The sequence below is a fragment of the Desulfogranum marinum genome, from assembly GCF_016918565.1.
Taxonomy (GTDB): domain Bacteria; phylum Desulfobacterota; class Desulfobulbia; order Desulfobulbales; family Desulfobulbaceae; genus Desulfogranum; species Desulfogranum marinum.
Map to the genome: position 1 here is coordinate 33233 of NZ_JAFFQD010000029.1, position 13128 is coordinate 46360.

8 protein-coding genes are annotated in these 13128 nt (G+C 48.1%); 5 read left to right on the forward strand and 3 right to left on the reverse strand.

The genetic code is table 11. The annotated features are described in order from the left end of the window. Positions 1-302: 302 nt before the first annotated feature. The 4 genes from JWH17_RS15565 to JWH17_RS15580 are packed head-to-tail and all read left to right on the forward strand — an operon-like array spanning position 303 to position 4097. Complete coding sequence (locus JWH17_RS15565; protein ID WP_205223557.1) at positions 303-1817, forward strand: cobyric acid synthase; 1515 nt, start codon at positions 303-305, stop codon at positions 1815-1817. After that, a complete protein-coding gene (locus JWH17_RS15570) occupies positions 1814-2890 on the forward strand; it encodes a pyridoxal phosphate-dependent aminotransferase (protein ID WP_205223558.1) in 1077 nt (358 codons plus the stop codon). Before JWH17_RS15565 ends, JWH17_RS15570 begins: the two co-directional genes overlap by 4 nt. 7 nt (positions 2891-2897) lie before the next feature. Then, positions 2898-3866: an adenosylcobinamide-phosphate synthase CbiB gene (gene cbiB / locus JWH17_RS15575; protein ID WP_205223559.1), complete on the forward strand. Its 969-nt coding sequence runs from the start codon at positions 2898-2900 to the stop codon at positions 3864-3866. Positions 3867-3896: 30 nt separating this feature from the next. Further along, positions 3897-4097 (forward strand): hypothetical protein, encoded by a 201-nt coding sequence (locus tag JWH17_RS15580; protein WP_205223560.1) that lies wholly within the window; start codon positions 3897-3899, stop codon positions 4095-4097. Positions 4098-4152: 55 nt separating this feature from the next. Here the strand turns inward: JWH17_RS15580 and JWH17_RS15585 are convergent, their stop codons facing one another. Continuing rightward, complete coding sequence (locus tag JWH17_RS15585; protein WP_205223561.1) at positions 4153-5577, reverse strand: NAD-dependent succinate-semialdehyde dehydrogenase; 1425 nt, start codon at positions 5575-5577, stop codon at positions 4153-4155. A 365-nt stretch (positions 5578-5942) separates the two neighbouring features. On the opposite strand from JWH17_RS15585, the gene JWH17_RS15590 reads away from it, so the two are divergent. Continuing rightward, on the forward strand, positions 5943-8402 hold the full coding sequence (locus JWH17_RS15590; RefSeq protein ID WP_205223562.1) for a cache domain-containing protein: 2460 nt from the start codon (positions 5943-5945) through the stop codon (positions 8400-8402). A gap of 32 nt (positions 8403-8434) precedes the next feature. Here JWH17_RS15590 and JWH17_RS15595 read toward each other — a convergent pair whose 3' ends face one another. Together JWH17_RS15595 and JWH17_RS15600 are read right to left on the reverse strand one after the other, a co-directional pair. Beyond that, complete coding sequence (locus tag JWH17_RS15595; RefSeq protein ID WP_205223563.1) at positions 8435-9934, reverse strand: sensor domain-containing diguanylate cyclase; 1500 nt, start codon at positions 9932-9934, stop codon at positions 8435-8437. 58 nt (positions 9935-9992) lie between these two features. Next, positions 9993-13127 carry an efflux RND transporter permease subunit gene (locus JWH17_RS15600; RefSeq protein ID WP_205223564.1) on the reverse strand — a complete coding sequence of 1045 codons (3135 nt, stop codon included), beginning with the start codon at positions 13125-13127 and terminating at the stop codon, positions 9993-9995. Position 13128: the final 1 nt, after the last annotated feature.

Genomic DNA, 13128 nt, shown 5'->3' on the forward strand with positions numbered 1-13128 from the left:
ATCCCTCTTTCGAGTGAGTCTATGGTTCCTCTCTTGAACGTGTTTTTTCAAAAAGATATAGAGAGCTGATCAATGGGCTCCTGTCCCAGGCTACCCTGCAGAATTGTTTTTTTTCGCATGTCTCACGCTTGAAAGAAAAAACTCATTTTTCAGGCTGACCTGCAGAGTTGAATGGAAAGGGGTGGCTCATGTGGTTGATTCGTATTATGTTGTCAGCTTTGTGTCCACTCTGCCGGCGAGTGGAGTTGTGCTGCATATACATTGTTCTGGATAAACAATTACATGAAATATAGTGGGGAAACATGGCTAACAAAGCGGTGTGCATAGCTGTATTGGGAACGGGATCCGACGTGGGCAAATCCATTGTTACCTCCGCCCTTTGCCGTATTTTGGTGAACAAGGGGTATCGAGTAGCACCCTTTAAGGCGCAAAATATGTCTAATAATTCAGGGGTTACTGCTGACGGGCTGGAAATGGGTCGGGCTCAGATTGTACAGGCAGAGGCAGCCAGGATAGCGCCACATGTGGATATGAACCCGGTGCTGCTAAAACCCACCAGCGATGTCGGCTCCCAGGTTGTGCTTAACGGTAAGGCTTGGATGGAGGCTTCTTCGGTCTCTTATTATGAAAAAAAAGACTATCTGTTTGCTGAGAGCTGTGCCGCCCTTGATCGTTTGCGCGACCAATACGATGTGATTGTTATGGAAGGTGCCGGATCGTGCGCAGAAGTTAACCTCATGGCCAATGATATCGTTAATTTACGTTGCGCAGCTTATGCAGACGCCCCGGTTATCCTTGTTGCTGATATTGATAGAGGTGGGGTGTTTGCCCAGATTGTCGGTACTCTAGCCTGCCTGGATGCAGCCCAGCAGGAACAGATAAAAGGATTTATGGTCAACCGTTTTCGCGGCGATATCAAGTTGTTTCAAGACGGTATTGACTGGATAGAACAAAAAACCGGCAAACGTGTCTATGGGGTACTGCCCTGGTACAAACATTTTCATATTGAGGCAGAAGATGCGGTGGTTATTGAGAATGCGCCTTCGTATGTCCCTGCAGCCGCTGGAGACACTGCCGTTGCTGTCATCAAGTTGCCTCATATCTCCAATTTTAACGATTTTGATCCACTGATGCATATACCGGGGCTTCATTTAGCGTACTTGCAGCAGCCACAGGATTTGTCTGCCTTTAAGGCTGTGATTTTGCCTGGATCAAAAAGTACTTGTAGCGATCTTGACTGGCTGCGGGCCAGTGGCTGGCTGGATCATATCACAGTGTTTGCCGAAAACGGTGGTCATGTGTTGGGAGTGTGCGGTGGCTATCAGATGCTGGGAACCTGGGTACATGATCCAGACGGTATCGAAGGAAGGCCCGGGTCCACCGAGGGAATAGGTTTGCTCCCGGTGGAAACGACCTTAAAGGCCCCTAAAACAACCACTCTTACCGATTTTTCCTGGGCTGGGCAGCAAGGATGCGGCTACGAGATTCACATGGGACAAACCCATCTCGCCGGTGGGCAACCACTGGTGGATGTGCTGTCCAGAAATCAGGAGCAGTGTCAGGATAGAGATGGCTGTGTCAATGATAATGGAAATGTCATTGGTACCTATGTACATGGCTTTTTTGATAGCCCTTCGGTCACCCGTCATTGGTTGCGCTTGATCGGTCTTGACGGGCTGCAGCCTGAAGAGCAGTTGCACGGTCCTGCAGGCCGCGACAAAGCCTATGACCAGCTTGCCGAACATGCAGCGCAACATCTCGACATTGAGGCCATTCTTGAATTGATTGACACAACCACGAGTGGAGAACAAGCATGATCCAGGGACATGGCGGAAATGTTGCCTCAGTGGCAGCCCGATTAGGGTGCAAGCCTGATGAAATTGTTGACATGAGCAGTAATATCAATCCGCTGGGGGTTGTGCCTGGTTTGCTTGAGCATTTGCACCAGCGACTGGACACCGTCATGTCACTGCCTGAGGTTGATGCCGGAGCAGCGGTTGCCGGTATTGCCGATATTCTGGGGATTGATGCAGGACGGGTGCTGATGGGAACAGGCTCAACTCAATTTATCTATACTGCTTGCCCTGCCCTTGGCGCAAAAAAGGTGTTAATCGTTGGGCCGACCTATGCTGATTACACCTCCAGTTGCCGGATGCATGGTATAGTCCCTGACTATTTTTTGGCACAACCAGGGGAAGATTTTCAGGTAAACTGTGAACAACTGGCTGAAAAGGCTAGCGAGTTTGATACCGTTTTCATCTGCAACCCTAATAACCCTACAGGGGCCTTGATTCCCCATCAGGAGTTGCTTGCACTTTGTAAACGTCTCCCGCAGACGAAGTTTATCATTGATGAGTCATATCTGCCGTTTGCACCACAGCAGGTTGACCAGAGTATGACCAGCTGTGCATGTGAGAATGTGATTGTTCTTTGGTCACTTTCCAAGATTTATGGTATTCCCGGATTGCGGGCTGGTTTTCTGATTGGCAGTGCAGGTGTAGTCGAGCAGTTCAGGCGCTATATGCAGCCTTGGTGCGCAAACAGTCTGGCCCAGGAGGCAATTGGTTACCTGGCAGCAAATAAGCAGATACTTGAAGATTTTGTCAGCAAGACCAAAATGTATTTGGCCGAAGAAATGGCGACCTTTCGCAGCCAACTGGCAGGGTGTGGTGCCACGCTCTATCCCAGTGTAACCCCATATCAGTTGATCGGGTTACCTCGTGGCCATACGGCTGAGGAGGTTTGCGAACGGTTGGTAGATGATCGGCTTTTGATCAGGAATTGCAGTAATTTTCATGGGCTTGATAGTGGATATGTTCGGATATCCTTGAAAAAAGCAGAGATCAACCGAATGGCAGCTCGGCTTTTTGTTGCTGCTATCGGGAGGTGAGGCTGCTATGTCTTTTTTGTGGTTACACCTGCTGGTACTGCCGACAGCCTTTGCTCTGGACAGGTTAATAGGTGACCCTCCCTCCCTGCCACATCCTATCCGGTGGATGGGCAACGCCATCACCAGCTGTGAACCTTTTTTTCGAAACCTTTTTAAAAATGAAAAAATAGCAGGAACCTTATTCGCTTTGATTCTGATCAGCGGTTGCTGGTTGCTTTGTTTTCTTTTGCTCATGGCCATGCAGTGGATCCATCCTGCTGTTGGGTTTGTCACTGAAGTAGTTATGGTTTTTTATTGTTTTTCGTCCAAGTCACTTGCCCAGGCTGGGTTGGACATACACAAGTTGTTGGCGAGTGGTCAGGTTGACCAGGCTCGCAACGCAGTGGCAATGATTGTTGGCAGGGATGTCCAGTCGTACCAGGCAGACGATATTGCCAGGGCAACTGTGGAAACAGTGGCCGAGAATTTTGTTGATGGTTTCCTGTCTCCCCTCTTGTTTGCGGTTATTGGAGGCGGTCCCCTGGCCCTTACTTATAAGATGGTCAATACCCTGGATTCCATGGTTGGTTATAAGAATGAACGGTATCTTTATTTTGGCAGGGCTGCTGCCAGGATAGATGATGTCGCCAATTTTATTCCAGCCCGACTTTCCATCTATGTTATTGGGCTTGCCGCACAATTTTCTGTATTGAAAAGTGGCTGTCGTGCACTTGCTGTAGCACGAAAAGAAGGGCGAAATCACAGCAGTCCTAATGCAGGCCACCCAGAGGCCGCTTTTGCCGGAGCTATGGGCATCAGACTGAATGGACCTAATTATTACGGTGGCCGGCTTGTTGAAAAGCCATTTATTGGTATGCGCTTTGATCCCCCTGGTGTGGAGCATATTAAGATAGCCTGCCGGCTCATGTTACGGTCCTCGGAGATAGGATGTCTGCTTGCATGGGGATTGGGCGTGCTTTTGCAAAGTGTTTTGTAACGATGAAAAACGATATTGAGGAAAACACGGATGAAAAAAATACCCTGTGAGCTGACCCTGGGCAATGGTGGTGACGTCGTGGCAATGGTGCCACTTGAAGATGACGGAACGCTGAGAATCCCTGCTTATTCTCTTTATGGAACCTTTAAAGAAGGGGTTATCGGCTGCCGGGTCATGAGCCCGGAAGATAAAAAGCAGGTGGTACGAGAGGTATGGGACAAAACCGACTAGGTTAACTCCTCCCACACCCACACCTATCAGGTGACATTTCTTTTAAAGTACCTGATCAGGAGAGCGCAATACCCGCAAGTTTTGTATCAAGGTATTCCTCAAGCCCTGCTCTGGCGCCTTCCCTCCCCAATCCGCTTTGTTTGATACCGCCAAAGGGCGCTGCCGCACTGGTAGGGTTTATATCATTAATGCCGACCATACCGAATTTGAGTTGTTCAAAGGTGCGTATTGCCCGGTTAATATCGTTGGTGTAGATATATGCTGCCAACCCGTAATCAGTGTCGTTAGCCATGCCGATAATGTCATCGTTATCGTCAAAAGGTATCACCGCTGCTGCCGGGCCGAAGGTCTCTTCACGGTAAATCAGCATCTCCGGCGTTACTTCACTGAGCAGGGTGGGGGCATAGAAAAATCCATTCTCCAGTCCTTGTTTCAATATTCTTCTGCCTCCAACAAGGAGTTCGGCACCCTTTGCGCGTGCATCTTCTACTTGGTTGGCCACTTTGTCCAGTGCCGTTTGGTTGACCAGGGGGCCGATGGTAATGCCTTTTTTCAACCCATTTCCAGCTTGCATAGCTGTGATACGTTCACTTAGGGTCTCAAGAAAGGGAGTGAGGATACGCCGGTGGACATAAATGCGGTTTGGACAAATACATGCCTGGCCGGTATTGAGAAACTTGACCAGGGCAGCACCTTTGGCAGCATGAACAGGGTTGGCATCAGCAAAGACTATAAAGGGCGCATGCCCACCCAGTTCCATGGAAACACGCTTGAGTTGTGGCGCAGCCTCTGTGGCAAGTAGTCTGCCTACCCTGGTGGAGCCGGTAAAGGTGATTTTGCGTATAGATTGGTTGGTGCACAGCTCATGCCCCACAGGGACGGGATCAGCTGCGGTTACCAGATTCACTACTCCTGTGGGAATGCCTGCTTTTTCAAAAATTTTAAACAAGGCTATGGCGCATAACGGTGTTGCCTCTGCCGGTTTAAGTATCACCGTACATCCTGCAGCAAGAGCCGGGGCAATTTTACGGGTAATCATGGAAACAGGGTAATTCCACGGCGTGATGGCACCAACAATACCCACCGGTTGCCTCTGAACCAGAAAACGCTGGTTACTGCGCGATGAGGGGATGGTCTCGCCGTAAATCCGTTTTGCTTCTTCTGCAAACCAGAGGAGGAAATCGGCTCCATATTGCACCTCAGTGGTGGCTGCTTTGAGAGGTTTTCCTTGCTCCATGGTCATCATTTCGGCAAGCGCTTGTTTTTCCTGGAGCATTATTTGATGAGCACGGTACAGGTATGCTGAGCGTTCGTAGGCGGTTGTTGCTGACCAGGAAGAATACGCATTTTCGGCGGCTGCTATGGCCAAACGGGTCTCTTCAATCCCACCATCGGCCACCCTGGCAATGGTATTCCCGGTAGCTGGATTGATAACCGCAAAGGTTGCCTTTGTTTGTATCCATTGTCCGTTGATAAACATGTACGTCTCCTTGAGAGTCGAATTCCTTGGTATGAGACTCGATTGTTACACAGGCAGCCGAAACGTTCAGCCGGAATTTTTCATGAGCATTTAACCCGGCACCGTCTGAACTGATGAGAAATTCGGGTTAGGCTGCAAATATATGTTTTTTATGCAGAGGGCTTTGTACAAAGGGCCTGATGACTGGCTTGTTGACAACAATTTTATACCTATCATATAGTGTAACGGTCAAGGGTGGAAATCGCATAGCCCTTTTTTAGTTAGTGTTTGTGCTAGGCCGGACAGGTGAGCTACACACTCATATCTTTTTGTGTGCATTATATGGGCTGTATTATCAGTCCTTTCTTAAAGAATCGGGGATATTTATGCAGTGGCTGCGACGCTTGAGCTTTCAGGGAACAATAACTGCCAGCATAATCTTGATCATAATGCTTGTTTATTTTTCTGTCGGCGCGCTCTGGGTTGCCGATCAATTTATAAAGTTTGATGCCGAAGCCAAAGCCCGGAAAGAGGCGTATGTCCAAGAACACAAAGCTGTTGCCCGTATGGAAGTCGACAGGATCGTTGATTTTATCAACTACCAGCGAAGGCAAACCGAAAGGGAGTTGAAAGTCACTCTGCGAGCCAGGGTTGAGGAGGCTATCAATATTGCGCAGACTCTGTATGCCGGCTTTGCAGGCTCAAAAAGTGAGCAGGAGGTAAAGCTGCTTATTACCGAGGCACTGCGCAATGTTCGCTTTGATGGTGGAGCCGGTTATTTTTTTATTTATGACCTGGACGGCAATAACATACTGCTCCCCTTTTCACCTGAGCTGGAAGGGACCAACATGATTGATTTAAAGGACAGCAAAGGGGGGTATACGGTCAGGCGAGGAATTGAGTTGATCAAAACCAAAGGGGAGGGATTTTTAAATTGGTATTGGTATGAACCCGATAAGTCGGCAAAGATGAAGGAAAAGCTAGGCTTCATCAAATCTTTTGAGCCTCTTGGATGGTACATTGGGACAGGCACTTATCTTGAAAATTATACGCAAATAATTCAGCAGAGAACACTGGGCTGGATAAATCAGGTTCGATATGGCGAGGAAGGGTATATTTTTGTCTATGATTACGAGGGAACGACCCTGGCCCACTATAAACCTGAAAATATCGGAGTGAATCGCTGGACATTTATGGATTCTAACGGAACGGCGGTGCTGCAGGAATTTATCCGTATGGCCCGTAACGAGGGAAGTGGGTTTCTGGAATATGTGGGGACTATCAGACCGAGTACCGGATTGCCTGCTCCAAAGGTAGGGTATTCGCGAGGTGTGGATGGCTGGCAGTGGATGGTTGGGTCCGGGCTGTATGTGGATGCAATTAACCAAACCCTCGCTTTAAAACGAAGGGCGCTGATAGAAAAGATACAAAATCATGCTGTTATTTTCTTGTTTATATTACTTGTCAGCATGGTGCCGATTATTTTGTTATCTCGTTATTTGACCCGAGGTATTGGTAATAATATTGTCCTGTTTACCGATTTTTTAGAACAATCATTACAAGATGTAAGGAAAATAGAGGCCCAAGATGTTCATTTCAAAGAGTTTCAAGGGCTCGTCCGAGCAGCTAACAGGATGGTGGACAGGCAGGAAAAAGCTGCAGAAGATTTGAAAAATGTGCAGGAGCAGCTTGTAAAAAGTCAAAAAATGGAGGCTCTGGGGCTCCTCGCAAGCGGTGTTGCCCATGATCTTAATAACATTCTTTCATCAATGATCGGCTATCCTGACCTTATTATGAACAGTCTGCCGCCTGATAGTCCGCAAAGGAAGCCTATTACTATAATTAAGGAGGCCGGCCTGCAAGCTGCCAATGTAGTTGAAGATTTACTGACCCTTGCCCGGAGGGGAGTTGAGCAGCGGATGGTGCTTAATTTAAATAACCTGATAGAAAAGTACCTTGGGTCCTCCGAGTATACAAAAATGTTGGAGCAGCATCCTGAAGTAGTGGTGGATGTAGAGCTGGAATCTGAGTTGATGAAAATGAAGGGAGCGCCATTACATCTGGAAAAAACGATCCTCAATCTTGTTAATAATGCCATCGAGGTTCAGCCCCAAGGAGGGCATGTTCTCATTACCACTGAAAATAAATATGTTGACCATTTTCTTGATGGCTTCCAGCAGGTTAAGGAAGGGGAATATGTGGTGCTGAGGGTCGTCGATCAGGGCGATGGGATAGCCCAGGAGGATATCGGGCATGTTTTTGAACCTTTTTTTTCAAAAAAACGGTTGGGAAAGAGTGGGACCGGGCTCGGGCTCGCCGTTGTGTGGGCAACTCTTCAGGATCACGAGGGGTTTGTTAATGTTACCAGCGAGGAGAGAAAAGGGACTACTTTTGAACTCTTTTTTCGAGCAACCCGTGAAGATATTGCACAGGAAGTGCGATTGCAGAACCAAAATGATGTTCGCGGTCACGGGGAACGGCTTCTGGTCGTTGATGATGTAGTGGAGCAGCGTGACCTGGCGGTGGCTATTCTTACCCAACTCGGGTATCAGGCCGATGCGGTTAGCAGCGGCGAAGAGGCATTGGCCTATCTTCAGCGGCAGAGAGTTGACCTGGTGGTATTGGATATGATTTTGGCTGATCCCTATATGGACGGACTGGAGACCTACAAAAGAATTGTGCAGCTCTACCCGGGGCAAAAGGCGATTATAGCCAGCGGATATGCTGAAACCGCAAGGGTGAAAGCGGCCATGATGCTTGGCGTGGGGCAGTATCTGAAAAAGCCATATACCGTTGAAAAAATAGGTTTGACAATCAAGCGGGTTTTAGCCGAGCCGAGGCGGTGACAACTGGTGGGTCATAGGGCCTGCCATTTTATTTAAATTTCGACTCTGTTTCTACCATTTCTTTTGGCAGTATACAGAGCTTGATCAGCGTTGCTGATGAGTGCTGGTCTAGCGTCTTTAACTCCCTCTATATCATCGGTGCTGCTAACACCGACACTGACTGTAATTTTAAGTTGCTGGCTGTTGATGGTGAGCTCCAGTTGTTCTATGCCACGGCGGATACGCTGGGCAAGAACCTTGGCACCGCTTTTCTTTATCTCGGGGAGTATAATGGCAAATTCTTCTCCGCCATATCTGGCAACTATGTCGCAGTGGCGAACCAATTTAGCCATTTTCAGACTGACCTGGCGGAGTACATGGTCGCCGGCAGGATGGCCGTAGGTGTCATTCACTCGTTTGAAAAAATCGACATCCAGTAGTAAAAGAGAGACAGAATGTTTGTATCGGATTGACCTCTGAATTTCTGCTTCAAGGATTTCCTGAAAATATCTGTGATTGTAGAGTCCGGTTAGATCATCACGAAAGGCGAGTTTTCGCAATTTGTCATTGGCTTCTTTCAGATTGAGAGCCAGTTGTTCTGCAGTCTGCTTGGCCTGTTTCAGCTCCAGTACAACTTGTTCATAAGAGAAATTAAGTCGTCGTAGCTCATCGTTGGCTTCCTGCATCAGCTGAGAAAAGGGTTTCATCTCTCCTGGATCCACGGCAAATAGACCCATTACTTCTCTTGCTTTTTCACCAATGGAATCAATCAACTCATCTATCTGTTCATGCTCCACCCCAAAATTTTTTGCCAGCGAGTTATGGACTTCTGCAAATTTTTTGTTTGATTGTGAACTATGGTATATTGAAGAGATCTTGTCGGATATGTTGAGTAGCTGGGCAGGCCCATGTTGGTTGTCAAAGGTTTCGCTGGTGTGATGGTACCTAATAGGATTGTAAATTGTTTCCGGCAGGTTCCAGGATTTGAGCAGGTGGGACCCAAGTTCTGTATGGTCAAATCCGAATTGATCTTTTTCTGCCTCGTAAAAGCGTTTCCCGGTGATGCGGTTTTTATCAAGCATTTCTGTGAAGGCGGGTGCATCTACCAGAAAGAAGATTAGTATACCTATATCCTGGAGTAGAGCCGTGATGAATATATCTTCGTCGGCAATGCCTGTTTTTTTTGCCAGTGTTTTTGCAGAAACCGCTGTCGAAATGGATCTTTTCCAGAAAAGGTCGAGATCAAATCCCCCCTGTGGGATGTCTTTAAAGCTGTCGACAATGACAAAAGAAAGGGCAATGTTTTTGAGCGTTTGGGTGCCTAGCAGTCCTGTGGCCTGGGACAGGGAGGTGACTTGCTTGGGCAAGCTGTAAAGCGAAGAGTTGGCAACTTTCAGGACTTGAGCCGTGAGTACCGGATCGGCCATGACGATATCTGCCAGTTCTTCAAAATTTATCTCATCACTGCGAACCGCCTCCAGAATTTTCAGTGCAATTGCAGGGGGTGTAGGTAATCGGGTCGTCTGGTTTATAAACTCTTGCAAATCCGTCATCTAGTAGTCTTTCCTTAGGAAAAAAGTCGTGTTGAGCAATTGCCGGAATATCCATGCTCTATAGGGCATCTTTTGCATTTGCAGAATCTGTTTGGATTTTGGGCTTTTCAAAAACAATAAAAAAACTCAGCAGCGAAGGAATAACAAATAACGTGAACATGGTTGATATACCTAATCCCCCCAGTAGGATAGAGCCCAATCCCCTATACAGTTCACTCCCTGATCCTGTGGCGATAACCAGGGGCGACATGGCGAGTACACTGGTGGTGGCACTCATGAAAATGGGTCGTATTCTGGTTTTGACTGCATCTGAGATGGCTGTCGTCCCAGCCATGTTTTTGTAACGTATATTGTTCAACGACTGGTGCACAATGAGGATCGCATTGTTAACCACGGTGCCGATAAGGATAATGAATCCAAGCATGCTGAGCACATCCAGTGCCTGGGGTGCAACCAGAGCGTTAACAGCACGGAGCCCTATGAGCCCTCCGGCCGCGGCAAGGGGGACGGTAAAGAGGATGATCAAGGGGTAGAGAAAGTTTTCAAAAAGCGCGGCCATCAAGAGGTAGGTGATAACCAGAGCCAGTAGCATGTTCCATTGCAGTGCCTTACGGGTCTCGGTGAGTTTGTCGGCATTGCCGCCAATGGAAACCGTAACATTGTTCAGTTTGCCTGCCTTTGCCAGGGAACCCACGATGTCCTTTTCAATGATTTCCATGGCCGCCTGCAGGGCAACCTCAGGAGGGGGCGTGACCTGGAGGGTGATGGTCCGATTTCTTTCCAGGTGGTTGATTTGCGGCATTCCCTGGGTATAGAATAATTCCGCCACGTCTCCAATACGAATCAGATCACCCAAACCCGAGACAATGGTCGCGTTAAGAATGTCTTCCGGAGTGAGAAAGAGTGCTTCGTCCCCTTTGATAACCAAGTCGACTTGTTTGGTACCTTCAGGACGATATTCGTCTATTTTTCGACCATCCATGAGGATATCCACATACACGCCGAGATCTGATTCGGTTAAACCGTTGGCGCGTAACTTTTCTTTGTCGGGTATGATTTTGACCTCGGGATAACTCGTTTCAAGCGATGGAACCGGTCTTATTTGTGCCCCTTTAATATTCTGGCTGGTCATGCCGTAGACAGTTCGAGCCGCGTCAATAATAGCGTCGATGTCATTGCCCGCGATATTGACCTCTACTGTACGTCCTTTGCCTATGCCGGATTCAAAGATTCCTGCCTGGATACTCACGCCAAAGATGCCGGGTATAGATTGCATAATTCGATTGAAAAGCGGCATCATTTCACTGGCCCTGGTCTCATGCTCGCTGATCCCGCCAAAAAGGTTGATGCGGTCAGCACCTACGTAAAACATCTGTTTTATCTGTGGAACACCGTCTTTGCCGTCCTCTTTAAAGTAAGGGGCTGCTTCATTGTATATATAACGGCCCAGTTCTTTTTGTTTCGCTACAGAATAGCCCGGTGGCGGGATCAAAATGTTAAGGATCAGATTTCTGTTTCCCAGGGGAAGATATTCAGCACTGGGCAGCAGGCTTATTATCAGCACTATGGACATCGCTGTAAATGCCACCACCGAGGTGATCCGGGTAAAAACGTTTTTCATGCACAGATTGGAAAAACGCATGATCCAAGCCGCAAGCCATGGGCCAACAACGGAACGCTGTAGTTTGTTTTTTTGACTCACTCCCCTGTTACGATAGAGCAGATTAATGAGGGTGGGTATCACGGAAATGGAAACAACAAGACTGAGGAGAATTGAGGAAGTGATGGCGATAGCAATATCACGAAAGAGTTGCCCTGCCTCTTCCTGGATAAAAACAACCGGCAGGAATACGGCTACCGTGGTCGCGGTCGAAGCAAAAATGGCGCCCCATACCTCTTGAGTACCTTCATAGGCAGCCTTAATGGCAGTTTTGCCCATTTGTCGATGGCGATCAATATTTTCCAAAACAACGATGGAGTTGTCCACCAACATACCGACGGCAAAAGAAATACCTGCCAGGCTGACCACATTCAGATTTCGACCTGTCAGCCAAAGGAAAACAAAGGCTCCAATGGCGGAGATAGGGATGGCCATGGCAATGGTTGCTGTGGATCTGAGACTGCGCAAAAAAAGTAAAAGTACCCCTATAGCGAGCAGACCACCGATAAGGACATTTTGCTTAACAATGGAGATAGCCCGGTTGATGTACGGTCTCTGGTCGTAGACCCAATCAATGTATAAGCCCTCCTGGTCGAGCATGGAGGTGTTGAGCCTGTTAATGACAATTTCAAGCTGATCTGTCATGTGCAGTACATTTGCGCCCTGCTCTCGACGCACTCCGACAACAATAACCTGGTCTCCGTTATGCAATACAGAGACGTCTTCCTTTTTGTGACCATTTTCAACTGTTGCCACATCATGGAGGTAGACCCGGTTGACGCCGTCGTCAGCAATGACAACGTCGAGGACATCACCGGCAGTTTGAAACTGACTGACGGTTCTGATTCGGTAGTTCTTATTTTTTATACCGAGCACGCCTGCGGCTATATTACTGTTGGCCTGTTGGATAGCCTGTACAATCTGGTTAATCGAGACATCGAAACGAGCCATTTGCTGTGGGGCCACCACAACCTCGAGTTGATTCTCAGTGCCGCCGAAGACGAACAGGGAGCCGACTCCTGGTACCCTTTCCAAGTGCTGCCGTACTGTATCTTCGAAAAAAGTACGATAGTGGTTAATGGGTTCTTTGTTATCAGGCTTGGGGCGAATGACCATCCAGATGACAGGGGAACTCTGTGCGCCGGCAGCTTCAATAACGGGCTCTTTGGCAGTCTCAGGGTAGTCGGAAACCTCGTTGAGCTTATTGGAGACCCGGAGCAGGGCATCATCAATATTGGTGCCGACCTGGAACGAAAGGGTGACTTCTCCAAATGAATTGTAGCTGGCGCTTTCCATTTTCGTCAACCCCTGCAATCCTTTCAGGGTGTCTTCTTGCTGCTCGATAATCTCCTTTTCCACTTCATAGGGCGTTGCTCCGCTCCAGCTGGTGTTGACCGTTATTTGCGGTGTCTCTACGTCTGGAGTCAGTTGGACCGGTAAAGCATTGAGACCGATGATCCCGAAAAGTATGACCAGAATAACCCCAACTGCTACCGTGACTGGTTTTTCAAGGGAGTAGCGAATGATATCCATA

Bases quoted from the DNA above. Each gene is read 5' to 3' on its own strand.
- JWH17_RS15565 (WP_205223557.1), top strand. From the start codon at position 303: ATGGCTAACAAAGCGGTGTGCATAGCTGTATTGGGAACGGGATCCGAC.
- JWH17_RS15570 (WP_205223558.1), top strand. From the start codon at position 1,814: ATGATCCAGGGACATGGCGGAAATGTTGCCTCAGTGGCAGCCCGATTA.
- cbiB (WP_205223559.1), top strand. From the start codon at position 2,898: ATGTCTTTTTTGTGGTTACACCTGCTGGTACTGCCGACAGCCTTTGCT.
- JWH17_RS15580 (WP_205223560.1), top strand. From the start codon at position 3,897: ATGAAAAAAATACCCTGTGAGCTGACCCTGGGCAATGGTGGTGACGTC.
- JWH17_RS15585 (WP_205223561.1), bottom strand. From the start codon at position 5,577: ATGTTTATCAACGGACAATGGATACAAACAAAGGCAACCTTTGCGGTT.
- JWH17_RS15590 (WP_205223562.1), top strand. From the start codon at position 5,943: ATGCAGTGGCTGCGACGCTTGAGCTTTCAGGGAACAATAACTGCCAGC.
- JWH17_RS15595 (WP_205223563.1), bottom strand. From the start codon at position 9,934: ATGACGGATTTGCAAGAGTTTATAAACCAGACGACCCGATTACCTACA.
- JWH17_RS15600 (WP_205223564.1), bottom strand. From the start codon at position 13,127: ATGGATATCATTCGCTACTCCCTTGAAAAACCAGTCACGGTAGCAGTT.